At 40.3% G+C, this 25,783-nt stretch carries 25 protein-coding genes and 1 riboswitch; of the genes, 19 read left to right on the top strand and 6 right to left on the bottom strand.

The features are described from left to right. Window positions 1-5: 5 nt before the first annotated feature. From BN986_RS23515 to msrA, 3 genes are all read right to left on the bottom strand, one after another. Window positions 6-596, bottom strand: coding sequence for a GNAT family N-acetyltransferase (locus BN986_RS23515; protein ID WP_040984829.1), 591 nt, complete (start codon window positions 594-596; stop codon window positions 6-8). Between the two features lie 223 nt (window positions 597-819). Continuing rightward, the gene (locus BN986_RS23510) at window positions 820-1,263 is read right to left on the bottom strand and encodes an SRPBCC domain-containing protein (RefSeq protein WP_040984828.1); all 444 of its coding nucleotides are present in this window, start codon (window positions 1,261-1,263) and stop codon (window positions 820-822) included. Between the two features lie 29 nt (window positions 1,264-1,292). Continuing rightward, window positions 1,293-1,817: a peptide-methionine (S)-S-oxide reductase MsrA gene (gene msrA / locus BN986_RS23505; protein WP_040984827.1), complete on the bottom strand. Its 525-nt coding sequence runs from the start codon at window positions 1,815-1,817 to the stop codon at window positions 1,293-1,295. A 165-nt stretch (window positions 1,818-1,982) separates the two neighbouring features. On the opposite strand from msrA, the gene BN986_RS23500 reads away from it, so the two are divergent. Continuing rightward, window positions 1,983-2,540, top strand: coding sequence for an MOSC domain-containing protein (locus BN986_RS23500; protein WP_040984826.1), 558 nt, complete (start codon window positions 1,983-1,985; stop codon window positions 2,538-2,540). A gap of 183 nt (window positions 2,541-2,723) precedes the next feature. Here BN986_RS23500 and BN986_RS23495 read toward each other — a convergent pair whose 3' ends face one another. Beyond that, the gene (locus BN986_RS23495; RefSeq protein WP_040984824.1) at window positions 2,724-3,254 is read right to left on the bottom strand and encodes a DUF4269 domain-containing protein; all 531 of its coding nucleotides are present in this window, start codon (window positions 3,252-3,254) and stop codon (window positions 2,724-2,726) included. Between the two features lie 430 nt (window positions 3,255-3,684). On the opposite strand from BN986_RS23495, the gene BN986_RS23490 reads away from it, so the two are divergent. The 13 genes from BN986_RS23490 (at window position 3,685) to purD (ending at window position 17,595) form a co-directional block, all read left to right on the top strand. Continuing rightward, a complete protein-coding gene (locus BN986_RS23490; protein WP_040984822.1) occupies window positions 3,685-4,287 on the top strand; it encodes a DUF2179 domain-containing protein in 603 nt (200 codons plus the stop codon). Window positions 4,288-4,367: 80 nt separating this feature from the next. Continuing rightward, window positions 4,368-4,469, top strand: a riboswitch (purine riboswitch). A 332-nt stretch (window positions 4,470-4,801) separates the two neighbouring features. After that, a complete protein-coding gene (gene purE, locus BN986_RS23480; RefSeq protein WP_040984818.1) occupies window positions 4,802-5,293 on the top strand; it encodes a 5-(carboxyamino)imidazole ribonucleotide mutase in 492 nt (163 codons plus the stop codon). After that, entirely contained in the window at window positions 5,280-6,413 is a 1,134-nt protein-coding gene (gene purK / locus BN986_RS23475; RefSeq protein ID WP_040984816.1) for a 5-(carboxyamino)imidazole ribonucleotide synthase, read from the top strand. Before purE ends, purK begins: the two co-directional genes overlap by 14 nt. Beyond that, window positions 6,410-7,705 (top strand): adenylosuccinate lyase, encoded by a 1,296-nt coding sequence (gene purB, locus BN986_RS23470; RefSeq protein WP_040984813.1) that lies wholly within the window; start codon window positions 6,410-6,412, stop codon window positions 7,703-7,705. The genes purK and purB overlap by 4 nt, the downstream gene beginning before the upstream one ends. Window positions 7,706-7,718: 13 nt before the next feature. Continuing rightward, window positions 7,719-8,432 (top strand): phosphoribosylaminoimidazolesuccinocarboxamide synthase, encoded by a 714-nt coding sequence (purC, locus tag BN986_RS23465; protein WP_040984812.1) that lies wholly within the window; start codon window positions 7,719-7,721, stop codon window positions 8,430-8,432. Continuing rightward, entirely contained in the window at window positions 8,429-8,674 is a 246-nt protein-coding gene (gene purS, locus BN986_RS23460; protein WP_040984807.1) for a phosphoribosylformylglycinamidine synthase subunit PurS, read from the top strand. The genes purC and purS overlap by 4 nt, the downstream gene beginning before the upstream one ends. A 2-nt stretch (window positions 8,675-8,676) precedes the next feature. Next, window positions 8,677-9,363: a phosphoribosylformylglycinamidine synthase subunit PurQ gene (gene purQ, locus BN986_RS23455; protein WP_040984805.1), complete on the top strand. Its 687-nt coding sequence runs from the start codon at window positions 8,677-8,679 to the stop codon at window positions 9,361-9,363. Beyond that, complete coding sequence (gene purL / locus BN986_RS23450; RefSeq protein WP_040984803.1) at window positions 9,347-11,575, top strand: phosphoribosylformylglycinamidine synthase subunit PurL; 2,229 nt, start codon at window positions 9,347-9,349, stop codon at window positions 11,573-11,575. The genes purQ and purL overlap by 17 nt, the downstream gene beginning before the upstream one ends. Beyond that, window positions 11,551-12,957: an amidophosphoribosyltransferase gene (gene purF, locus BN986_RS23445; protein WP_040984801.1), complete on the top strand. Its 1,407-nt coding sequence runs from the start codon at window positions 11,551-11,553 to the stop codon at window positions 12,955-12,957. The genes purL and purF overlap by 25 nt, the downstream gene beginning before the upstream one ends. A 58-nt stretch (window positions 12,958-13,015) precedes the next feature. Then, complete coding sequence (gene purM / locus BN986_RS23440; protein ID WP_040984799.1) at window positions 13,016-14,035, top strand: phosphoribosylformylglycinamidine cyclo-ligase; 1,020 nt, start codon at window positions 13,016-13,018, stop codon at window positions 14,033-14,035. After that, a complete protein-coding gene (gene purN, locus BN986_RS23435) occupies window positions 14,032-14,610 on the top strand; it encodes a phosphoribosylglycinamide formyltransferase (RefSeq protein WP_040984798.1) in 579 nt (192 codons plus the stop codon). Before purM ends, purN begins: the two co-directional genes overlap by 4 nt. Further along, window positions 14,607-16,139, top strand: coding sequence for a bifunctional phosphoribosylaminoimidazolecarboxamide formyltransferase/IMP cyclohydrolase (purH, locus tag BN986_RS23430; protein WP_040984796.1), 1,533 nt, complete (start codon window positions 14,607-14,609; stop codon window positions 16,137-16,139). The genes purN and purH overlap by 4 nt, the downstream gene beginning before the upstream one ends. Window positions 16,140-16,350: 211 nt before the next feature. Next, window positions 16,351-17,595, top strand: coding sequence for a phosphoribosylamine--glycine ligase (purD, locus tag BN986_RS23425; RefSeq protein WP_040984869.1), 1,245 nt, complete (start codon window positions 16,351-16,353; stop codon window positions 17,593-17,595). 58 nt (window positions 17,596-17,653) lie between these two features. Here purD and BN986_RS23420 read toward each other — a convergent pair whose 3' ends face one another. After that, on the bottom strand, window positions 17,654-18,151 hold the full coding sequence (locus tag BN986_RS23420; RefSeq protein ID WP_040984794.1) for a DUF3278 domain-containing protein: 498 nt from the start codon (window positions 18,149-18,151) through the stop codon (window positions 17,654-17,656). Next, window positions 18,141-18,344: a helix-turn-helix transcriptional regulator gene (locus BN986_RS23415; RefSeq protein WP_040984792.1), complete on the bottom strand. Its 204-nt coding sequence runs from the start codon at window positions 18,342-18,344 to the stop codon at window positions 18,141-18,143. The genes BN986_RS23420 and BN986_RS23415 overlap by 11 nt, the downstream gene beginning before the upstream one ends. A gap of 349 nt (window positions 18,345-18,693) precedes the next feature. Between BN986_RS23415 and BN986_RS23410 the strand changes: the two genes are divergently transcribed. The 5 genes from BN986_RS23410 to pcrA all read left to right on the top strand — a co-directional run bounded on the left by BN986_RS23410 (window position 18,694) and on the right by pcrA (window position 25,781). After that, the gene (locus tag BN986_RS23410) at window positions 18,694-19,788 is read left to right on the top strand and encodes a glycerol dehydrogenase (protein WP_040984790.1); all 1,095 of its coding nucleotides are present in this window, start codon (window positions 18,694-18,696) and stop codon (window positions 19,786-19,788) included. A 371-nt stretch (window positions 19,789-20,159) separates the two neighbouring features. Then, window positions 20,160-21,887: an adenine deaminase C-terminal domain-containing protein gene (locus BN986_RS23405; protein ID WP_040984788.1), complete on the top strand. Its 1,728-nt coding sequence runs from the start codon at window positions 20,160-20,162 to the stop codon at window positions 21,885-21,887. 92 nt (window positions 21,888-21,979) lie between these two features. Further along, window positions 21,980-22,273, top strand: a complete 294-nt coding sequence (locus BN986_RS23400) for a YerC/YecD family TrpR-related protein (protein ID WP_040984786.1) — start codon at window positions 21,980-21,982, stop codon at window positions 22,271-22,273. 549 nt (window positions 22,274-22,822) lie between these two features. After that, a complete protein-coding gene (gene pcrB / locus BN986_RS23395) occupies window positions 22,823-23,512 on the top strand; it encodes a heptaprenylglyceryl phosphate synthase (protein ID WP_040984784.1) in 690 nt (229 codons plus the stop codon). A gap of 25 nt (window positions 23,513-23,537) precedes the next feature. After that, entirely contained in the window at window positions 23,538-25,781 is a 2,244-nt protein-coding gene (gene pcrA, locus BN986_RS23390; protein WP_040984783.1) for a DNA helicase PcrA, read from the top strand. Window positions 25,782-25,783 lie beyond the last annotated feature (2 nt).

The raw sequence follows: 25,783 nt of genomic DNA, 5'->3' as shown, positions 1-25,783 counted from the left end.
CCCTTTTAATAGGCATTAGCTAATGTTTTGACATAACAGACACATTGATGTTTTCTTTTAACGTCAGCGAATGGGTCAAGATTTTCCCTGGTGTAATGTGCAAAAGCAGATAGAAGGGAGAGCCGGTCTGTTGTAGAGTGAAAGTGATTTTTTATTTCTTCTCCTTCGAAATAGATATGATAATACGAATCAACAGGTGTGAAACCCATCTTTTCATACCAGCTTTGAACCCATTTATCATCACGGGTCCACGCTTCAAGCCGATTAAGGTTTTTCATTCTCGCATGTTTTTCAGCTTCTATTAAAAGCGCGCTGCCAATACCTTGCCGGGAATAATCAGGATGTACGGCAATATGCCAAATCATACCTCCTAATCCGCTGCCATCTGAGCAAACGGTACCTTCCTCCACTTCATATTCGATGTCGATCAGGCCGGCAATTTTTCCATCAACTTCTGCCACAAGTTCAATAGCAGGGTATTTATATGTTTCTTTTTCCCGCAAGACATTATCAAAATAAGCGGTTTCTAAAAATGCGAGAATTCGGCATTGAAGCCACCCTTTTTCATCAGCTGGTGTATATGTTCTTATTTTCATTGTTTACTCCTTCCCTATTTTTAAAAAAAGAGACCTTCCAACATGTCCGTTATTAGGTCTCTTCATCGATTTATCACGGAGAACCGTCCGTAAAACTCCCGTCTCAAAATAAAGCGTAAAAATAAATTTATTTAGGCGGGAGATAACGGACGCTAACTCCCTGAATCACTTAGGCTAACTCAGTGGGAGAAGAACGAAAACTCCCACTGAGTGAAGTTTCATTTTATTGTATTTTGTTTTCAGCTAAAGCTTTTATTATTTTGGAAGACGCTTCAGCAAATTCCACGGAAGCTTCATAATAGGCTTCTCCCTGGTCTAAAAGTGCAAAGTTGCCAATTTCGATAAATAGTTTTGTGCCGTTCTCCAGCTTTTCTAATAAATAACGATAAGCGACTTCTCCCTGTTCCGGTTTGATTTTCCAACCTGTCCCATGTAAATCAATGATTAGCTCTTTTTCTGCTTCTGCCTTTATAATCGTTGTAATAGATTGCTCCCCGTTTGGTAAATCCCAAACTACCTTGCTGCCTGCAGTCATCGGCTCTTTAGGATAATCCTCGGGCAGTTCGTCCCATTGTGCTACATATTTAGGAAGCGTTAATACTTCCCATACTTTTTCTGAACTTGCGTTGATGGCGATTTCTTCTGTAACGATAAGTTGTCTGGTCAATGGAATACCTCCTGAGATAGGTGTAAAGATTATGCTTGCCAATTTTCTGCGATAAATTCATCTCTGCCTGATTTCGCACGATCTTCTTCATATTCTGTCTTGCTTTTTTTATAAAAATCTTGATGATAATCTTCTGCAGGGTAAAAAACAGCGGCTGCTTTAATTTCTGTTACAATCGGTTTAGCGAACCGTCCGCTCTCGGCAAGTATCTGCTTTGATTTTTCAGCAAGCTCTTTTTGTTCTTCATTATGATAAAAGATGGCTGTCCGATATTGTTCGCCTCTGTCTTGAAATTGACCGTCTGGATCTGTCGGATCGATTTGCGGCCAGTACAGATCGAGAATGGTTTGATAATTAATCACGGAATCATCATACGTAATTTCCACAGCTTCATAATGTCCCGTATTCCCTTGCTTGACCTGTTCATAAGCAGGATTCTCTATATGTCCACCGGTATAACCGGATATTACTTGATGTACGCCGTTCCATTGATCAAAAGGCTTTACCATACACCAGAAACAGCCGCCGGCAAATGTTGCTTTTTGTATTGTCATGTTACTTCCTCCTTGGGGCTTTTCAAATATCACGATAATTTGTAGAATGAAATTAATATAACATACTTCCGTGTTTTTACATATTAGAAAAGGTTATTTTCCGGAGAAGTATGTTGATGTTGTATAAAATGCTAGCGTAAAAAGTATAAGAAATAAGGTGACATTATGGAAGAACCATTTGTACATAGGATTTTTAATCAAAAACAGAATGAGATAAAGAAGGCGATGTTTTTATCGAGATTAGGGTTTGCTAAAGAGAATCCGGAAAAAAAGAAAGCTATCTTTGATAAAAGTATTTTTGCTTTTCCTATCAAACATTATAATGAAGCAGATACAGATAAGTTATTTACAGAACGTGCAGGCGAAAAAAAAGAAAATTTCTCAGTGCTGGAAATGGATGAGTATTCCGTTTTTATTGGTGATATTTACCAGATAGGACAAGCAACCATTCAGGTATCCCAGCCAGGAAAGGTATCACAGCGGGAAATGGAAAATGGATTAAAAACAGGCTGGTATTTTCGTGTGCTGGAGGAAGGTAAAATTCAGCCGGAGAAAGATTTGCAATTGATTGAGCGCCCAAACCCACAATGGTCTATTGCGTCGTGTAACGAAATTATGTATTTAGACCGTGATAATTTATGGAGTGCAGATGAATTGTTTCATTGTACCGATTTGGGGATTATTTGGAGGAAGGCATTGCGAAAGAGATTGAGAGGATTCTAGGAAACTAGATTTCTAATGCAGGTTTAAAACTTTTAGTTCCGCTAAATTGTAGGATATTCAAAGGTTATTGCGTAAAAGAATAGCTGTATCGTATAAAAAGAAGGAGAAAAGTATCCTTCTTTTTATATTGATAAAGGATATCCGCATGATTCATCAGGAAATGAAATCCGCTTCTGATAAGCCTTAAATGATTTGTCTCCCCCGTCCATAATCAATTAAAGCTTTATAAGGATCTCCAGTTAACCCAAGCATATCGCAAAATGCCTGCTCCGTTTTAAGTCCTTTTTCTTTTAATGCAATAATTTTATTTTTCCACAACGGATTTTCATCAAGCAGATATTTCTCAATAACCATATGTAAATAGGCATACTGGTCTGTGACAGCTTGAGCTTGACCAAATAATTCAAATTCAAACTCTCCATAAGTGAAATTTGCTTTTACAACCGGTTTGCCCCGAATCGTCTTTTTCTTGATCCGAAAATCCGAGTAATAGCCATAGTAATCATATACCGTCTCCACAAAGTCTTGCAGGTGATGCACTTCCATAATAATATCTAAATCAGAGCTTGCTGTATCTATGCCAAGTGGTATAGTTCCACATAATGTTGGAGAGTATGATTGTAAATCTTTCATTATATGTAATTGATCAATCATGTTATATACTTTTCGCTGTTTTTCATTTCCAGATTTCAGATATGCTATATTTTTTAACAAATTTCCTCACTTCCCTTGCTTGGAGATTGCGGAATGAACTATATCTAAATATACAGAAAGAAACTTTTGAAATAAAGAATGAACCTGGTCTACGTACTTATGAAAAATCATAATATGAGTAGAAGCTTCTACAAAAAATTATATAGCGTTGTTTATTATAAATATGGTAAATTAAAGGAACCTTGTTTCACTTAAAATCAACGTGTTTTATTTTAGGAAATAAAGGGAAATATTCACATGGTCTGTTATTTGTTTTGATGCGTTTTCTTCTGTTTGTGATGATATTTTACCACAATGTAACTTGCTATAGGTCACAAAGAGATTACGAGAAGGAAGCCGAGGACATAATCATTTTTCCTTATTTAGCAAGGGATATACACGACTTTCACTGAATAAATTTTCACTTAATAGAGGTAAAGGGGGAATCAATATGTTAGAGAATGCACTCATTATGGTAGCCATTATATTTATAGTGAATGTGTTATACGTATCCATTATGACGGTTCGTATGATTTTAACACTAAAGGGCAGAACCTATATTGCCGCATTTGTAAGTGTATTTGAAATGGTGATGTATGTTGTTGGGCTGATGCTCGTACTAGATAACCTCAACCAATTTCAAAATGTGATTGCTTATGCGGTAGGTTTCGCAACAGGTTTGATCATTGGTTCCAAAATTGAAGAAAAGCTTGCCCTCGGTTACATTACCGTAAATGTCGTATCTGCTAATCCGGATTTAAATTTTACACAACGTCTTCGTGAAAAGGGATATGGTGTAACAAGCTGGTCTTCCTATGGAATGGATGGAGACAGACTTTCTGTTCAAATTTTAACACCAAGAAAATATGAATTGAGATTATACGAAACTATTCACGAAATTGACCCCAAAGCATTTATTATCTCCTATGAACCAAAACGAATTCACGGCGGGTTCTGGGTAAAACAGGTTCGTAAAGGAAAATTAATGCGTAAAGAGAACAATAATAATAAAGAACAGAAACAAAATGAAAGTCAGGAAAAAGAACAATCCTAAAAAACCGAACATTAATTTCATGTAAAGCTAAAATTGTTCGACATTATCTTGCATTTTTCTATTTTATTTGGTATGCTAAACTCAACAATTGAAAAATGCCTCATATATACTTGAGAATAAGGCTCAGGAAGTTTCTACCCGGCACCGTAAATGACCGGACTATGAGGGAGGATGAGCCGTTGTTTGAAGAACAGCGGATGTTGAATGATGCTTATATTAAGGATGTTCAAAAGTCCCGATCACTACGCTTTGAACAACTTTTACCAAGTCTATTCATCTTCCCTTATGGAAGGTGAATGGACTTTTTTAATGTTTTCAATTTTATTTTTTGATGTAGTAAGAGTTTGGGGATGTAAAGGCATAGCTGTCGACGGTTTCTGGTGGAACGAATAATCGTGCAATGTTGTCAGCTGTAACCCGATATTTCATTTATTCAATCAAAAACCGAACATTATCTTAAAAACTATCTTTTAAAATTCGTAAAAAAAACAACAAAAAAAGAAAGAGGGATTCGATGGCTCAAGTTGGTGTCATTATGGGAAGTATCTCCGATTGGGAAACCATGCAGCATACCTGTAAAGAACTTGAAACGCTAGATATCAGCTATGAAAAAGAAGTTATTTCCGCTCACCGTACGCCAGATGATATGTTTACTTATGCTCAGGAAGCACGGGAAAAAGGACTGAAAGTTATTATTGCTGGAGCTGGTGGAGCAGCACATCTGCCTGGAATGGTTGCTTCACAGACAACGTTGCCGGTTATTGGCGTGCCTGTTGAAAGCAAAGCACTTCAAGGAGTCGATTCACTCTTATCGATTGTTCAAATGCCTGGCGGTGTACCGACTGCAACAGTTGCTATTGGTAAAGCGGGCGCAAAGAATGCTGCTATTTTAGCAACACAGATCATCAGCACATTTGATGAAAAGGCAGAAAAGGCGTTAAATGAATACCGTACAGCAATGAAAGACGCTGTTCAGGAAATGAGGGATCAGCTTGCAACCTATTAAACAAATCTTGCCTCCTCAGACGATTGGAATTATTGGCGGCGGTCAGCTTGGCAGAATGATGGCGATTGCTGCCAGATACATGGGATACCGCATTGTTGTTTTAGATCCAACACCGAATTGCCCGACTGCACAGGTTGCTGATGAACAGATTGTTGCAGACTATAAAGAAATGACGGCTGTAAAAGAATTAATTGAAAAAGCCGATGTCATTACATATGAATTTGAAAATGTGGATCTGGATGCTGCAGAGCTTATCCAGAATGCAGGAAAGCTTCCACAAGGTGCATTGGCTTTAGAGGTTACCCAGAACCGTGAAAAAGAAAAGCTGCTGATGGATGAGTTGGAGCTTTCCGTACCAGCATTTCGCATCGTAAAAACAAAGGAAGCCTGTCAAGAAGCATTATCCGTTATTCCGCTGCCGGCAGTCATTAAAACCTGTCGGGGAGGGTATGATGGAAAAGGACAGCTAAAACTCACAACAGAAGAAGATAAAAAGGAAGCTTTAGCATTTTTCCGAGAGCATGGCTATTGTATAATAGAGCGATGGGTTCCTTTTGATAAAGAAATTTCGGTTGTCTTTACAAGATCGCAGCAAGGAGATATTACCTTCTTTCCCATCGCGGAGAATGAACACCGTGACCATATTCTTTACAAAACAACGTCTCCAGCAGATATAGACGCGGTGCTTGAAGAAAAAGCGTATGCGATGACGGCGAAAATCGCGGAACGTATGGAGATTGTTGGTACTTTTGCGATCGAAATGTTTGTTGGCGAGGGTACGATTTATATGAATGAAATGGCGCCGAGACCGCATAATTCCGGGCATTATACGATAGAAGGGTGTACTGTATCGCAATTCACGCAGCATATCCGGGCAATTTGCGGACTGCCGCTAATTCCTATCGATTTGCATCAGCCAACCGCGATGATCAATATCTTAGGAGAATCCCTTCTGGAAGCAATCGAATTTACTGCGAAGCATGATTTCGGTTTTCTTCATCTGTATGGAAAAGAAGAACCGAAAGAAAAACGTAAAATGGGTCATATTACATTTACAGCAGAAACGTCAGAGGCTTTACGGAAACAATTGCATACTTTTGAGGAGGCAACAAACCAATGATTGAACGTTATACAAGAGAAGAAATGGGCAATATCTGGACGGAGGAAAATAAATTCAAAGCTTGGCTGGAAGTGGAAATTTTAGCTTGTGAAGCATGGAGCGAGCTTGGATTTATTCCGGAAGAAGACGTTAAAAAACTGCGTAAGAATGCTTCCTTTGATATCAACCGTATCTATGAAATCGAGCAGGAAACGCGTCATGATGTAGTTGCATTCACCCGCGCTGTATCGGAAACATTAGGCGAGGAAAAAAAATGGGTCCATTATGGTTTGACTTCTACCGATGTGGTGGATACAGCTCTTTCTTATATATTGAAACAAGCAAATGACATTTTAAGAAATGGATTGAATCGCTTTGTTCGTATTTTAGAAGAAAAAGCGAAAGAACATAAGCATACTGTCATGATGGGACGCACCCATGGCGTGCATGCAGAGCCGACGACTTTTGGCTTGAAAATGGCCTTATGGTATGAAGAAATGAAGCGTAATGTAGAGCGTTTTGAGCTTGCTGCAAAGAATGTAGAGTTTGGAAAGATGTCTGGAGCGGTTGGAACCTATGCCAATATCGACCCGTTTGTAGAACAATATGTCTGCGAAAAGCTGGGAACATCGCCGGCACCGGTATCCACACAAACCTTACAGCGTGACCGTCATGCAGCTTATTTATCAACGTTAGCATTGATTGCTACATCGATTGAAAAGTTTGCAACGGAGATACGCGGCCTGCAAAAAACTGAAACAAGAGAAGTAGAAGAGCGTTTTGCAAAAGGTCAAAAAGGATCTTCTGCGATGCCGCATAAACGTAACCCGATTGGCTCCGAAAATATGACAGGGATGGCACGGGTGATCCGTGGTTATATGGTAACGGCTTATGAAAATGTTGCTTTGTGGCATGAACGTGATATCTCGCATTCCTCTGCAGAGCGTGTCATTTTACCGGATGCGACGATTGCACTCGACTATATGCTGCACCGCTTCGGCAATATTGTAGAGAACTTAACAGTATTTCCTGAAAATATGAAACGTAACATTGATCGTACCCACGGGGTTATTTTCTCACAACGTGTATTGTTAACGCTGATCGATAACGGAATGGCGCGGGAGGAAGCTTATGATATTGTGCAACCTAAAGCCATGGAAGCCTGGGAAACAGCAACTTCCTTTAAGGAATTGGTAGAGCAGGATGAGCGGATTACCAGTAAATTAACACAGGAAGAAATCGATGACTGCTTTGATTATACCTATCATTTGAAGAATGTTGATCAAATCTTTACAAAAATTGGACTTGCCTAGGAGGTATTCCTATATGGAACTTGAGCTTTTGTATGAAGGAAAAGCAAAGAAAGTTTATCAATCAGACACGAATGAAAATCACTTGATTCTCTCGTATAAGAATGATGCAACAGCTTTTAATGGAGAGAAGAAAGCTCAATTTACCGGGAAGGGGAGACTCAATAATGAGATCTCTTCCCTCCTGTTCCAAGCATTAGAAAATAAAGGAATCCCGTCGCATTTTATCGAGCGGCTGGATCCTACTACCCAAATAGTTCAGAAAACAGATATTATTCCGTTAGAAGTGGTAATTCGGAATATTGCGACAGGCAGCATTACCAAGCGTCTCGGGATCGAGGAGAAAACGCCTTTTGAGCCTGCGCTGGCAGAACTATTTTATAAGGATGATAGTTTAGGAGACCCGTTGATTAATGATGAGCATGCGCTTTTTCTGACGGATGTCACAGCAGAAGAACTAGCAGATATTAAAGAGAAGGCAAGAAAAGTGAACAAGGCATTAACAGAAATTTTTGCAGCTATTGGTGTCCGTTTGGTCGATTTTAAATTGGAATTTGGTAGAAACAAAGATGGTGAGATTCTGCTCTCTGATGAGGTGTCTCCCGATACGTGCAGATTATGGGATATCGAAACGAATGAAAGATTAGATAAAGATGTTTTTCGTCAAGGCACAGGAGATTTAATTACCGTATATGAAGAAATACTAAATCGCTTGGAGGCGCAGCTATGAAAAAAGTGCAGGTATACATTACATTAAAACAAGGTGTATTAGATCCACAGGGAAAGGCAATTCAAACGTCGCTTCATTCTTTGGATTATCCAGAGGTGGAAGATGTTCGTGTCGGAAAATATATTGAACTTCAAGTAGAGGAAGGGCCTGAATTAGAGAAAAGAGTAACTCAGATGTGTGAGCAATTATTGGCGAATCCGGTTATTGAAGATTATCGGATCGAGCTAGAGGAGGCACGATAATTGTGAAGGTAGCTGTGATTGTTTTTCCAGGTTCTAATTGTGACAGGGACATGTACCATGCAGCTGGAGAGGTTGCAGGTGCTGAAGCAAGCCTTGTCTGGTATACAGATACGCATTTGTTAGATGAAGTGGATGGCATTCTTATTCCAGGCGGTTTTTCTTATGGAGATTATTTACGGTCTGGTTCGATGGCATCTACATCGGATATTATGAACAAGATTCGAGAGCATGCGGAAAAAGGCAAGCCTGTACTGGGGATTTGCAATGGATTTCAGATATTGACGGAAGCAGGACTCCTGCCAGGAGCATTAATGCGCAATAAAAACCTTTCGTTTATGTGTCATCAGGAGGAATTGGTTACCAAGGATAATGAGACGGTTTTTACAACGTTGTATGATAAAGACGAGGTTGTCCGTTTTCCAATCGCCCATGGGGAAGGCAACTATTTCTGTGATGAGGAAACGTTACGGGAATTAAAGGACAATAATCAAATCGTATTCACCTATAAAAACAATCCAAATGGTTCCGTAGAGGATATTGCCGGTATCCGTAATAAAGCCGGTAATGTGTTGGGGATGATGCCGCATCCGGAACGGGCAGTGGAAGCTTTATTAGGAAGTGAAGACGGCTTAAGGCTATTTCAATCTATGATCGCGAATTGGAGGAGCAGCAATGCAGTTAACGCATAATATGGATCCAGAGAAAATTGAACAAGATCGAATGTATCAGGATATGGGTTTAAATGATGAGGAGTTTGAGAAAATCAAAACAATTCTTGGCCGTCGTCCGAATTTTACGGAGACAGGCATCTTTTCTGTTATGTGGTCAGAGCATTGCAGCTATAAAACATCCAAGCCTCTTCTGAAAAAGTTCCCGACAGAAGGCCCAAATGTTTTGCAGGGACCTGGAGAAGGTGCAGGAGTCATTGATATTGGCGACGAGCAGGCAGTTGTTTTCAAGGTGGAAAGTCATAATCATCCCTCCGCTGTTGAGCCGTATCAGGGAGCAGCAACAGGCGTCGGCGGTATTATCCGTGATGTGTTCTCCATGGGAGCACGTCCGATTGCGTTAATGAACTCTTTGCGCTTTGGTCCGTTAACCACGAACCGTACCAAGTATCTATTTTCCGAGGTTGTTGCCGGGATTGCCGGTTATGGCAACTGTGTCGGTGTTCCAACTGTCGGCGGAGAGGTGCAATTTGATGACAGCTATGAGGATAATCCGCTTGTCAATGCTATGTGTGTGGGACTGATCAATCATGATGACGTACAAAAAGGAATTGCTGCGGGAATCGGCAATACGATTTTGTATGCAGGACCGCCAACAGGGAGAGACGGCATTCATGGCGCGACCTTTGCCTCGGATGATTTAGCAGAAGATTCCAACAAAGACCGCCCTGCTGTACAAGTTGGAGATCCGTTTATGGAAAAATTGCTGATTGAAGCCTGTATGGAGGTCATTCATTCTGACGCCCTTGTCGGCATGCAGGATATGGGAGCTGCCGGCTTAACCTCTTCTGCCAGCGAAATGGCGAGTAAAGCAGGTACCGGGCTGGAAATGAACTTAGATCTTGTGCCGCAGCGTGAGCAAAATATGACTGCTTATGAAATGATGCTGTCTGAATCACAGGAACGAATGCTGCTTTGCGTGAAAGCTGGCCGTGAACAAGAAATCATCGCTATTTTTGAAAAGTACGGTTTGAAATCTGTTCCAGTCGGAAAGGTTATCGAGGAAAAAGTCTTCCGTATCAAGCATCACGATGAGGTCGTGGCAGATATTCCGGTCGATTCTTTAGCGGATGACGCTCCGGTATATCATATGCCATCGAAGGAAGCAGCTTACTATCAAGCTTTTCAGAAAATCGATGTTCAAACACCAGCGGTAGATCATCATGGAGAAACGTTAAAGCAATTACTGCAGCGCCCGACGATTGCCAGTAAAGAGTGGGTCTATGACCAATATGATTCTATGGTGCAGACCAATACGGTTGTGACACCTGGTTCTGACGCAGCAGTCGTTCGTATCAAGGGTACGGATAAAGCATTGGCAATTACAACCGACTGTAATTCCCGCTACATTTATTTAGACCCGGAAGAAGGCGGAAAGATTGCTGTTGCAGAAGCAGCCCGCAATATTGTCTGCTCCGGAGCAAAGCCATTAGGTCTTACAGATGGATTGAATTTCGGTAATCCGACAAACCCGGAAATTTTCTGGCAAATGGAAAAAAGCGTGGAAGGGATGAGTGCTGCCTGTAAAGCATTGCAAACGCCGGTTATCAGCGGAAATGTTTCCTTATATAATCAGTCTAAAGGGAAATCGATTTATCCGACACCGGTTGTCGGAATGGTTGGACTGCATGAATCTACGGCACATATTACGCCAAGCTTTTTCCAAAAAGCCGGCGACAGTATTTATCTTATCGGGGAAACGAAAAATGAATTTGGCGGCAGTGAATTGCAATTTATCCAGGATGGAAAATATGAAGGAAAAGCACCGCATCTGGATTTAACTGTCGAAGCGGAACGTCAAGAAAAACTGCTCTCTTTAATCAGACAGGGTAAAATCCAATCTGCGCATGACCTTGCAGAGGGCGGATTAGGAGTTGCTTTAGCGGAATCGTTATTCTCCAGTGAAGCGCTGGGTGCAGAAGTAACACTTGCAGGAGATGCAACGATTGCGTTATTCAGTGAAACCCAATCACGTTTTCTTATTACTGTGAAGCCGGAGCATCAGGCCGCTTTGGAAGATGTATTTGCGGATGCAGTTAAACTCGGTGAGGTAACAGCAGATAATCAGCTAACTATCATGGCAAATAACGAGAAGATGGTACAGGAAGATGCAGCAGCGTTAAAAGCACTTTGGAAAGGAGCTATTCCATGCTTGCTGAAATCAAAGGCATAAACGAGGAATGCGGCGTATTCGGAATTTGGGGACATGAGAAAGCAGCAGAATTAACCTATTATGGATTACATTCGATGCAGCACCGCGGGCAGGAAGGTGCCGGGGTTGTTGTCAGCAAAGATAAGGAGTTAACCGGCTATAAACAGCTTGGACTGGTTAATGACGTTTTTAAACAAGTGAAATTTGATGATTTAAGCGGGAAAATTGCTTTAGGGCATGTAAGGTATGCCACACAGGGCGGAAAAGGGCTGGAAAATGTACAGCCCCTTCTTTTTCAGTCGCTTACGAGCGGCATGGCGTTAGCACATAATGGGAATTTAATGAACGCTACCGCATTACGGGAAGAGCTTGAAAAAGAGGGAAGTATTTTTCAGACGACTTCAGATACAGAAGTGCTGGCTCATTTGATGAAACGGAGCGGAGAGATAAATGAAACAACCATCTCAGAAGCGCTCAACCGTGTTAAGGGTGCTTATGCCTATCTTATTTTAGAGGATGACACCCTATATGCTGCACTGGACCCAACCGGAATCAGACCACTTTCTATTGGCAGAATAGGAGAAGCGTATGTCGTTGCATCGGAAACATGTGCTTTTGATCAAATCGGTGCAACCTTTGAAAGAGAAATATTGCCGGGGGAGTTAATTAAAATCAATCAAGATGGTCTTACTTCCTTCCGCTTTGCTCCGCGTGGCAAGAGACAAATGTGTGCGATGGAATATGTCTATCTTTCCAGACCGGATAGTGATTTAAATTATGTCAATGTCCATGCATCACGAAAGCGGATGGGAAAAGAACTGGCTAAGGAAGCCCCGGTTGATGCAGATTTAGTGATAGGTGTGCCCGATTCCAGTATTTCAGCTGCCATTGGCTATGCAGAGGAAAGTAAGCTGCCTTATGAAATGGGAATTATCAAAAATCGTTACGTTGGAAGAACATTTATCCAGCCCTCCCAGGAGCTGAGAGAGCTTGGTGTTAAGATGAAGCTATCTCCAGTCCGCGGAATCGTAGAAGGAAAACGTGTTATTATGATCGACGATTCGATTGTTCGCGGAACAACCAGCAGAAGAATTGTAAAGATGTTAAAAGAAGCTGGTGCAAGTGAGGTCCATGTACGCATAGCTTCCCCGCCGATCACAGATCCTTGTTATTATGGAATCGATATGTCTACGAAGGAAGAGCTGATCGGGGCAAACAATAGTATTGAGGAAATTGGGGAAATCATTGGGGCAGACAGTATTGCTTACCTATCTGAACAAGGCTTGGAAAATGCCATCGTCAAAGATAAAACGATCAATCAAGGTGTCTGCATGGCTTGCATGACAGGGTTGTATCCAGTTGCTCCTGCTGATGAGAAGGAAATGGACATATCAAACTGCTAGAAGAGGATGTTCTATTTGAATACACACTAGAATCAAAACCATGTTGGAGGGCGAAAAGATGTCAGATGTTTATAAAAAAGCTGGTGTAGATGTTGAAAAGGGCTACGAAGCTGTAGAACGAATGAAAAAACATATTCAAAAAACACATCGTAAAGAGGTGCTGGGCTCTTTAGGTTCCTTTGCAGGAGCATTTGATTTATCCTCCTTTTCTTATCAAGAACCTGTTCTGCTTTCTGGGACAGATGGCGTCGGTACCAAATTAAAGCTTGCAATCGAATTGGACAAGCATGATACAGTAGGAATTGATTTAGTAGCGATGTGTGTGAATGATATTGTTGCCCAAGGGGGAGACCCGCTTTTCTTTTTAGATTATATTGCATGCGGAGAAAATGACCCGGCGCGAATCGAAGCAATTGTATCCGGTGTTGCTGCAGGGTGTCAGGAAGCTGGTGCTGCATTAATCGGCGGTGAGACAGCAGAGATGCCGGGGATGTATGATGCAGATGAATATGATTTAGCTGGTTTTGTGGTAGGTATCGTCGAGAAAGCAGAGATTATTACAGGAAATACAATTGCAGAGGGAGATACGCTGATTGGCTTAGCTTCGAGCGGAATTCATTCCAATGGCTACTCGCTTGTCCGCAAGCTGATTGAAGGCCTGGATTTTGAAGAAACTCCTGATGGATTATCAAAACCTCTAAGTGAAGCCGTGATGGAACCGACGAAGATTTATGCAAAAGCGGTTCAAGCTATAAAAGAAGAGGTACATATTAAAGGAATTGCACATATTACCGGCGGTGGGTTTGATGAAAACATCCCGCGTATGCTGCCAGAAAGTCTTGGAGCAGTAGTACAAGAGGGGGCATGGAATGTTCCTGAGATTTTTTCATTCTTGCAAAAACGAGGAGAAATCGATGCACGTGAGATGTACTGTGTTTTCAATATGGGCATCGGCATGGTCGTCGCTGTATCCAATGAAGAAGCGCAGAAAGTCTGTGATATTTTGCAGGAGAACAAGGTCGAAGCAGCAGTTATTGGAGAGGTCATTGCAGGTGAAGGGGTGCAGATTTCTTCATGAAACAGCGGGCTAGTGTGTTTGCATCAGGCACAGGAAGTAATTTTGATGCCATGATGCAGGATGAAAAAATTGCAAGTTCCATCGTGCTGCTTGTCTGTGATAAGCCGGGAGCAGTGGTTATCAAAAAGGCTCAAGATATTGGTGTCGAGACGCTTGTATTAGAACCAAAAAAGTACGCTTCCAAGCAGGAATATGAAAAAGTGATTGCTGAAAAATTGCAAGCTTTAGAAGTCGAATGGATTTTCTTAGCCGGTTATATGCGGCTTATCGGGGAGACCTTACTTTCGCAATATGAGGGCAGGATTGTTAATATACATCCCTCTCTTTTACCGGACTTCCCTGGGAAAGACGCGATTGGCCAAGCCTATAGAGCCGGCGTTTCCAAGACAGGAGTAACGATTCACTATGTAGATGAAGGGATGGATACCGGTCCAATCATTGCACAAGAAGAAATAGAAAGGCTGCCTGAGGAAACGGAAGAGCAGCTCAAAACGAGAATCCAAGCGGTGGAGCATCGCTTATATCCGAATATAATCAATCAACTTATGCAGAATGTAACGGAGGAATTATCATGAAAAAACGTGCGCTTATTAGTGTATCTGATAAAACAGGAGTCGTAGAATTTGCAAAAGGGCTCGAAGAAAAAGGATTTGAAATCTTATCAACAGGAGGAACGATCCGTTTACTAAAAGAGTCTGGTGTACAGGCTATTCCTGTAGAAGAAGTAACAAATTTTCCGGAAATGCTTGATGGACGTGTGAAAACATTGCATCCAATGATTCATGGCGGTCTTTTAGGAAAACGTACCAATGAAGATCATCGTGCGCAAATGGAGGAGCATCATATTGCTCCAATCGATCTTGTTGCAGTTAATCTTTATCCGTTTAAAGAAACAGTCCAAAAATCAGGAGTAAGCCATGAGGAAATTATAGAGAACATTGATATTGGCGGACCTTCTATGCTTCGTTCGGCAGCGAAAAACTTTGCAGATGTATTTGTTGTAGCCGACCCGTCTGATTATCCATCTGTTCTGGCAGCTCTGGAAACGGAAGAGGACAGCTATGCTTTTCGGCAGCAATTAGCAGCGAAAGTATTCCGTCATACAGCACATTATGACGCGATGATTGCTGCTTATTTCCAAACACAGACAGAAGAAGTATTTCCAGAAACATATACCGTGACTTATGAAAAAGTGCAGGATTTACGTTATGGAGAGAATCCGCATCAGCAGGCAGCTTTTTACAAAGCACCTGTTCAACATACAGCAACCTTGGCAACTGCCAACCAACTGCATGGCAAGGAGCTTTCTTATAATAATATCCAGGATACCAATGCAGCATTAGAAATTTTGCGGGACTATAGTGAACCTGCTGCAGTTGCGGTCAAGCATATGAATCCATGCGGCATCGGAATTGGGGAAACATTGGCAGAAGCGTTTGGACGTACGTATGAAGCGGATCCTGTTTCTATTTTTGGGGGTATTGTAGCCTGTAACCGTCCGGTGGATAGACAGACAGCGGAACAGCTTTCTTCTATCTTCCTAGAAATCGTCGTTGCGCCTTCTTTTGAGGCAGATGCACTTGCTTTATTAACGGAGAAGAAAAATATCCGTCTCTTGGAATTAGATGTTTCGACTCAGCAGGGAGACCAAAAACGAATGACTACCGTTGATGGTGGAGTGCTTATTCAAGATTTAGATGTTAAAGAAGTAACAGCAGAGGACTTAGAAGTGGTAACAGAAAAACAGCCGACCGAAGCAGAAATAGCTGATTTACTATTCGCTTGGAAAGCTGTAAAACATGTGAAATCAAATGCAATCGTACTTGCAAAGGATGCGCAGACCATTGGAGTAGGTGCTGGGCAGATGAACCGGATCGGAGCAGCAGAAATTGCCATCAAGCAGGCAGGAGACAAAGCAAAAGGAGCTGTGCTTGCATCAGATGCCTTCTTCCCAATGCCGGATACTGTAGAAGCAGCAGCTAAAGCCGGTGTTACAGCGATTATTCAGCCGGGCGGTTCCAAACGCGATCAAGATTCGATTGATGTATGTAATCACTACGGGATTGCGATGGTGACTACAGCTGTTCGTCATTTTAAACATTAATTATTTGTGGAAGCTCCTGTATTTTTTCATTTGTTTATACAGGAGCTTCTTGATTAAAGCACTTAGTTGAGTTGATTCAGGGAGTTAGCGTCCGTTATCTCCCGCCTAAATAAATTTATTTTTACGCTTTATTTGGAGGCAGGAGTTTTACGGACATTCTTCGTGATAAAAAATCATTTTGTCTGAAAAACCTGAAAACGGAGGGGAAGCTATGAAAATATTAGTTGTAGGACGCGGCGGCAGAGAGCATAGTATCATCAAAAAGTTAAAGGAAAACCCGCAGTTAGACAAGATTTATGTCGCCCCGGGAAATGCCGGCATGGAAGAAGAAGCAGAGTGTGTTCCCATTGATGAAATGAACATAGAAGAACTGGCAGCTTTTGCGAAAGAAACAGCAATTGATTTAACGGTTGTTGGCCCTGAGAATCCGTTAAATGCCGGAATCACCAATCGGTTTCAACAGGAAAATCTCGCTGTTTTTGCACCCACACAAGAAGCGGCATGGCTTGAAGGAAGTAAAAGTTTTGCAAAGGATTTTATGAAAAAATATGAGATTCCTACTGCTTCTTACGGTGTTTTTCAGGATGCAGAGGAAGCTAAAAAAAGAATTGCTGAAACAGGAGCTCCTATTGTCATTAAAGCAGATGGTTTAGCAGCCGGAAAAGGTGTTATTGTTGCGATGACAGAGAAGGAAGCTATTCAGGCAATTGATGATATGCTTGTGGATAAAACATTTGATCAGGCCGGCTCCACCGTTGTTATTGAAGAGTATTTAGAGGGGCCAGAATTCTCTTTAATGGCGTTTGTCCATGAGGATAAAGTCTATCCAATGATGGCAGCAAGGGATCATAAACGGGCTTTTGATAATGATGAAGGTCCCAATACAGGAGGCATGGGAGCATTTGCGCCGATTCCGGATTTAACAGCAGCAGATTATCAGTTCTCTGTAGAACAAATTTTGGAGAAAACAGCAGCGGGCATGATGGAAGAAGGCAGAGCCTTTACCGGAATTCTTTATGCAGGATTAATGATGACAAAGAATGGACCCAAAGTCATTGAGTTTAATACCCGCTTTGGTGATCCGGAAACGCAGGTTGTACTTCCTTTACTAAAGAATGATTTAGTCCAGGTCCTGCAGGATGTATTGGCGATAAAGGATCCGCATTTAGAATGGCATAAGGAAGCTTGCGTCGGTGTCGTGCTTGCATCGGAAGGATATCCAGGAGCGTATAAGAAGGGAAATGAGCTTCCACGATTTGAAGATACAGAAGACACCTATATTATCCATGCCGGAACAAAAAAGACAGATGGAAAACTTGTCAATGACGGGGGCAGAGTACTTCTGGTCGGCGCACGTGCCGAAACGCTGCCTCAGGCTGCTGAAAAAGTGTATCAGCAGCTGGATAAAGCAGAACTGAATGGCAATTTCTTTTACCGGAGTGATATAGCTAAATAAAGATTTAAAAATGCAAAGGGTGATATAAAATGGACCCTTTGCATTTTTATTACATCTTTTAAGAATGAATCTGTAGCTTTGATTTGGAAAAACGGTATACAATCGTACCAAATAATATTCCTGCAGCTCCCCATATCAATAGATGTTGCCAGCCAGCATCTATTTCGCCGGTGGATAGATAAGGAAATACATATTGCATCAAAATCAGCATAAAAAATCCCCAGAAAACGCCAGCAAATGCCGATGATTTTTTCAACTGTTGCTTCTTTTTTTGATATTCTTCCAACGAAGCGCAATCTGTGCTATCCAGCTGTTTTTTTCTAAGCCTGGAAGTTAGCATAACTGCATAAATCATATTAAGTATAAGAAGTGCAGATGTAGAAAAGGAAAATGTATTATGTATTGTATCAATGATAAGACTTACGAGCATTATGAGCATCGACAAATACCATAAAAGTATTCCGGAAAAAGCTAATTCTTTATAGATTTCTTGCTGCTGGTATTCATCCCGATCATCTATTGCACCAATAAATGACGTCAGTAATTTATTTTTCATTAATGGATTCCTCCCAAAATAAACTATTCAGATCTGTTCCGAGTTCCTTTGCTAAAGAGATACATAAGGATAGAGATGGATTATATTTATTGTTTTCAATTAAGTTGATAGTTTGTCTTGCTACACCGACTTTTCTGGCTAAATCCATCTGTGTTAAATTCATTTTTAACCTGTATGCTTTAATTTTGTTCAAGACAATGCTCCCTTTAAAATATGATAAGTATATTATAAATGACATTTTCATGCAGTGTCAAATATATATGACATTTTAAATCTCTTTTTAGCAGGTATGATTTATTATTACAAAGAAGAACGTATAAAAACCCGTTATTTTTTAGTATGTATAAAGCACTTCATGGAGAAGATAATATCATCTATATTGATTTTACATCTGAGCAAAATAGCATGGAAAAATGGATAAAATTATAGCATAATCCAGCAAGTGAGAACGTTTTAAGATGAAAGTGTTTATTTGTGAAATATTTCACAATACCTAAATTTTATGTTATAATAAAGACAAATCTTAGAAATGGAGTGATTAGATGTCAACTATTATTTTTACTTCACCGGGAAAATATATCCAAGGAAAAAATGCTTTAAATGACCTTGGTAAACACATTAAGAGTATTGGCAAGAAATCGTTAGTTCTATCTGATGATGTTGTGTGGGACATCACTGGAGAAATCATTGAAAATAGTCTAAGCTCCGAGGAATTGCTTTTCCATTATGTTCCTTTTAATGGTGAGGCTTCATTAAATGAAGTGAAGCGTATTGCGGATGAAGGAAAACAAGAAGAGGTTGACTTTGTCATAGGTGTCGGAGGAGGAAAAACACTCGATACCGCCAAAGCTGTTGCAGACGAATTAGAAAGAAGTATTGTGATTGTTCCTTCTACTGCATCAACAGATGCGCCGACAAGTGCTTTATCTGTTATTTATAGTGATGAAGGTGTGTTTGAATCTTATAAATTCTATAATAAAAATCCAGAATTAGTTCTCGTAGATACTAAAATAATTGCCGGTGCGCCGCCTCGTTTATTTGCTTCAGGAATTGCTGATGCGATGGCTACATGGGTGGAGGCAAGAGCAACAATTAAAAGTAATGGAGATGCAATGGCTGGGGGAAAAACAAGTATTGCTGCACAGGCTATTGCAAAAGTGTGTGAAGAAACCTTATTTGCTTATGCGAAACCAGCTTATCAAGCAGTAGAAAAAGGTCTGGTGACTAAGCAGGTAGAAGCAGTAGTGGAAGCAAATACGCTTTTATCCGGACTTGGTTTCGAGAGTGGCGGGCTGGCCGCTGCTCATGCTATTCATAATGGATTTACAGTACTTGATGGAGATATTCATCATTTGACTCACGGGGAAAAGGTGGCATATGGAACATTAACACAACTTGTGCTGGAATTGCATCCAGAAGAAGAAATTCAAAAATATATTTCATTCTATCGTTCTCTTGGCTTACCAACAACCTTAAAAGAAATGCATTTAGATGAAGTATCCTATGAAGATTTACGAAAAGTAGGAGAAGCAGCCACCCAAGAAGGGGAAACAATGGACAACCTTTCCAGTGAAATTACAGCAGATGATGTTGCTAACGCAATTCTAGCAGTGGATCAGTTAAGTAAAAATAAATAAATCGGCATTCGTTAAAGGGATTCTAAGAAAGCATGTTTTGCTTTTTTAGAATCCCTTTATACTCTCAAATGTAACCTTTTTAAAAATACCTTAGTGGGGAATCGGATTATCATTGATGTCAGATTAAAGGAGTATCCCCTTGCAATTTCCATGATAGGAAAGCATAAGAAAAAAGATAAAGCTAAAGAAACTTCGGTCAGACTCCCCACTTCCCCATAGGAACTTTAACCACAGCAGATTTTTATACAAGTAAAGAGCAAGCTGATGCAATTTTTCTACTTGCATTCCCATTAAAATAATCAACTTTACTATTTTAAAGTATTACATTGTGATAAAATAAAAATAAATGACAAATAGTGGAGAGTTGCTTAATGACATTATGGAGAAATCGGGAATTACGACAACATATTAATGTAATTGATGGGACGGTTGCCCCTAGTATTGTCTTAACCAATGCAACCTATTTAAATGTATATACAAATCAATGGCTGGAAGCAAACATTTGGATTTATGAGAACCGAATTGTATATGTTGGTGAAAATTTGCCTGACGAGACAACAGGAACAAATTTTTATGATTGTCAGGGGAAATTTGTTGTGCCGGGATATATTGAACCACATTCTCATCCTTTTCAAGCTGCTAATCCGGAAGAAACAATGATGTATGCTGCAAAAACAGGAACAACGACCTTTGTAAATGATAATTTAACTTGGCATTTGTTGTTAAATAAAAAGAAAACGTTCTCTATGATAAACGCTTTTTCTAAATTACCTGTAAATATATTTTGGTGGAATCGGTTTGATAGTCAAACCATGTTGAAGGATAATCGTATTTTTAATACAAGAGATATATTAGATTGGGCGGAGCATCCCATGGTCATTCAAGGCGGGGAACTTACGAGCTGGCCAAGTTTGTTAACCGGAGGAGATCGTCTGTTATACTGGATTCAGGAGATGAAAAAGCTGGGCAAACCGATTGAAGGCCACCTGCCTGGAGCTTCCTCCCGGACATTAACGAAAATGAAGCTTTTCGGTATTTCGAGTGACCACGAATCGATGTCTGCAGAAGATGTCTTAAAAAGGCTGGAGCTAGGTTATCGTGTCAGCCTTCGTTATTCACCAATCCGTCCAGATTTACCGGAAATTATCAAAGGGCTTCTTGATAAAGGGGTCTCACAATTTGATAATATGAGTTTTACTATGGACGGCCCTACGCCTGCTTTTATGGAAGATGGCATCATTAATATTTGTATCGAAAAAGCAATTGAAAATGGACTGCCTTTAGAAACTGCTTATCGCATGGCAAGCTATCACCCTGCCAGACATTTTAATATGGAAGAGGAGTATGGCAGTATTGCCCCAGGACGAGTGGCGAATCTAAACATCCTTAGTGATAAACAAAATCCCCACCCTGAGAGCGTGATAAGTAAAGGAGAATGGATTAAGAAAAATAGCAAAGATATTGCTTATCCTGCCTATATTAATTGGGAAGAATATGATATTTCTCCGTTAGAGCTTGACTGGGACTTAACAAGTGAAGATTTACAGTTTTCCAGCCCAATAGGGATGGACGTAGTAAACGATGTTATTATTCAGCCTTATACAATTGTGTCAGATGTTAGTGCGGATAAAATTCCATCGAGTAAAAAAGAACAATTTATCGCATTAATTGACAAGCATGGAGGATGGCGAGTGAATACAATTATTCGAGGTTTTGCCCCAGAGCTAGGTGCGATCGTCAGCAGTTTTTCGGCTACGGGAGATATTATTCATATCGGTAACTCTAAAAAAGATTTACGTATTGCCTTTGAGCGTATGAAAGAGCTTGGAGGAGCTATTGTATTAGTAAATCAAGGGGAGATTTTAGCTGAAATGCCTCTTCCGCTTGGGGGAGTTATGCCAAAGAACCCAATGAAAGAACAGATTCGAATGAATAAAGAAATAAAGCAGGTATTAAAAGAGCATGGATATGCTTATGAGGATCCCATCTACAGCTTATTATTTCTATCTGCTATCCATCTGCCTTTCTTCCGCATTACCCAACAAGGTTTAATTGATGTAAAACAGCGGGAAATTGTTATTCCGGCAACGATGCGGTAATATCTTGGCATAGCTTTATTATGATCAAATACAAACCCTATTCCTTTTAGACGCTGGTTGAAAGAGGATAGGAAGAATAAGGGGGAAATGAAGTGCAAATTGATAAATTACGAGGAGAGCAGCTTGATCAGTTATTTGATGCCATATTATCATTAGAGACTCGTGAAGAGTGTTATCAATTTTTTGATGATATTGCAACGATGTCGGAGATTCAATCCTTATCACAACGGTTACAAGTTGCAAAAATGCTGACAGAAGGAAAAACATACAGCGCGATCGAACAGGAAACCAAAGCATCTACCGCCACTATCTCCCGTGTAAGACGCTGTATTAACTATGGAAGTGATGGGTATAACCTTGTATTAGAAAGACTGAATGTAAAATAGAAATTTGTAAAATGGATATATAACCACCTCAACTTTCGCATCTAAGAATAAGCATATAAATCTTGTTATTTCAATTTCAGGATGAACATGATCTTTATTATTGTGCTTTCTTTTGGTTAAATCAGCTTTTTTTGAACGAATGATAGTGTATAAATCCCGCTCCGTCCAACCACTCCACTTGTGCGTCCTAGGACTGCGGTTACTCGCCCCATCAAAAACCGTTGTACGTTGGAAAGCAAAACGGTCCGCCGCAGCGGTATTTTACACTACACCTCCTATTCTTTTTATTGAAGGAGCAACCCACTCCTGTTTCTATGGAAATGAAGTTACTTTTTAAGATGCGAAAGTTGAGTAACCGCTTAAAGAATAAGTATTCACATAATATAACAGTGAATGCTTATTTTTATGCATTTTAGGAAGTATAAAGTTACCTTTTGTGGTCTATAGAATTTAAAAAGGAGCATAAAAATCTTTGCCTTATTCGTTCTAAACTTATGCCGATTTTTGTTATAATAAAGGAATGAATGTAATAATGGAGGATCAGTACTAATTATGAATATAAATGAATGGAAACATATGTTTAAGTTAGATCCGGCAAAGGAAATTTCGGATGAGGATTTAGATAAAGTTTGTGAGTCAGGAACCGACGCAATCATTGTAGGTGGTACAGACAATATTACATTAGACAATGTTTTAGATTTATTATCACGAATTCGCAGAGCACATATGGTACCAGTTGTTTTGGAAATTTCTAATGAGGAAGCATTAACTCCGGGGTTTGATACTTATTTCGTTCCGATGGTGTTGAATTCCAAAGAGAAAAAGTATGTCATGGATATTCAGCAAAAAGCGATTAAGGAATATATCGACATGATGGAGTATAGTGAGGTATACTTTGAAGGTTATTGCATTTTAAATCCAGAAGCAAAAGCTTTCCAGTATACAAATTGTAAGCTTCCAGAAACAGAAGATGTGAAAGCATATGCTTATATGGCAGAGCACGTTTTTCATCTGCCCATTTTTTATGTGGAATACAGCGGCACTTATGGTGATCCGGAGGTTGTTCGTGAGATAAAGGAAGAGCTTCATGAGACAAAGCTTTTCTACGGCGGTGGCATTGAGACATCGGAGCAGGCCAAAGAGATGAAAAAGCATGCGGATGCAATTATTGTTGGAAACAGCATCTATACGAATTTAAAACAAGCGCTCAACACAGTAGCAGCTGTTAAAGGAGAATAAGCTCATTTAGGAAGGAAGATGTAAGATGGAGCAAACGCTTGAAGCAATGATAAATACATTAAACCCGGAGCAGCAAAAAGCTGTACGACATACAGAAGGCCCGCTTTTAATTATGGCAGGGGCAGGCAGCGGGAAAACGCGTGTATTAACACATCGGATTGCTTATCTGATGGGAGAGAAGGAAGTATCTCCACGTAATATTTTAGCGATTACCTTTACGAATAAAGCAGCAAGAGAAATGAAAGAGCGTGTAGCAAAATTAGTTGGCCCTCAAGGTCAGTATATGTGGGTTTCTACATTCCACTCCATGTGTGTCCGGATTTTACGTCGAGATATTGACCGGATTGGATATTCCTCGAACTTTTCCATTTTAGACAGTGGTGATCAGTTATCGGTTGTAAAGCAAGTACTTAAAAATTTAAATATTGATCCAAAGAAATTTGATCCCCGTGCGATGCTGGGACAAATCAGTGCGGCAAAAAATGAATTGATTACCGAGGAAGAATTTGCGAAAAATGCTGGTAACTTTTATGACCGTCAAGTAGCACAGGTTTATGAAGGATATCAGAAGGTCCTGCGAAAAAATCAATCCTTAGATTTCGATGATTTGATTATGCAAACTATCCATTTATTTGATCGTGTACCGGAAGTATTGGAATATTATCAAAGACGATTTCAATATATTCACGTCGATGAGTACCAGGATACGAACCATGCACAATACTTTTTGGTGAAGCAGCTTGCCAAAAGATACCAAAACTTATGTGTAGTCGGCGATTCAGACCAGTCTATTTACCGTTGGCGAGGGGCTGATATTACGAATATCTTGTCTTTTGAAAAAGATTATCCTTCGACAAAGACGGTGTTATTAGAACAAAATTATCGTTCTTCCAAGTCTATTCTACAGGCAGCGAACAAAGTGATTGGAAATAACTCAGGACGGAAGCCGAAAAATCTTTGGACGGATAATGATGATGGTAAAAAGATATCCTATTATAAAGGAGCAACAGAGCAAGAAGAGGCATTGTATATTGCTGATACCATTCAGCAATTAACCCGGGGCGGCAAATATCAGCCTGGTGACATTGCGATTTTATATCGTACCAATGCGCAATCGCGTGCCATTGAGGATACATTTGTGAAGTCCGCTATCAGCTATCAAATGATTGGCGGTACCCGTTTCTACGACCGCAAAGAAATCAAAGATATGATTGCTTATTTACGATTAATCACGAACCCGGATGATGATATCAGCTTTCAGCGTGTAGTGAATGAACCGAAAAGAGGAATAGGAAAAACATCGATTGAACGTTTACAGGCATACGCTGCAGAGCATGATATTTCCCTCTATGAAGCTGTGAAGGAAGTTGATTTCACAGGTGTTTCCAAAAAAGCCGCAAATGCACTGGCTGGGTTCCAAAATCTTATTCGTACACTTACGCAGCAGCAGGAATTTTTAACTGCGACAGATATGGTGGAAGCTGTATTGGAACGGACAGGTTATGAAGAAATGCTGAATAATGAACGCTCGATTGAAGCACAGTCGCGATTGGAGAACTTAGAAGAGTTTAAAACAGTTACCCAGGAATTTGAAAAAGCAAATGAAGATAAAACATTAATTGCCTTTTTAACGGATTTGGCACTGATTGCGGGTATTGACCGTGTTGATGAAGAAGATCCTGACCAAACCCAAAAAATCACTTTAATGACACTGCATGCAGCAAAAGGATTGGAGTTTCCTGTTGTTTTCCTGATTGGAATGGAAGAGAATGTCTTTCCGCACAGCCGTTCCATGTTTGACGAGGAAGAGATGGAAGAAGAACGGCGTCTTGCCTATGTAGGCATCACAAGAGCAGAGCAGGAACTTTATTTGACTCATGCACAAATGCGTACATTATATGGGCGTACCAATATGAATCCAATCAGCCGCTTTATCAATGAAATTCCTGAAGAATTAATGGATGGCATGGAAACGACTCAAAAAATTCCATTTGGCAAAGCTGATAATATGCGAAATAGTTTTGGGGCACGTCAGAAGCAGGAAACACCTCCGAAAAGACGTGCTGAAAAGATGCAAGGACCTGCATCTAGTGGTGCAGAATCAGAAGGATGGTCCGTCGGTGATAAAGCAGCCCATAAAAAATGGGGAACGGGTACGGTTGTAAGAGTGCAGGGAGAAGGAGATAAGCTGGAATTAGATGTTGCATTTCCTGCTCCAACCGGTATCAAACGTCTTCTTGCAAAATTTGCCCCAATAACAAAGGAGTAAAG

It is taken from the genome of Oceanobacillus jeddahensis (assembly GCF_000750635.1).
In the GTDB taxonomy this organism is placed as follows: domain Bacteria; phylum Bacillota; class Bacilli; order Bacillales; family Amphibacillaceae; genus Oceanobacillus; species Oceanobacillus jeddahense.
The sequence above is the reverse complement of the archived record's forward strand: the minus strand, read 5'-3'. Positions and strand labels throughout refer to the sequence as shown.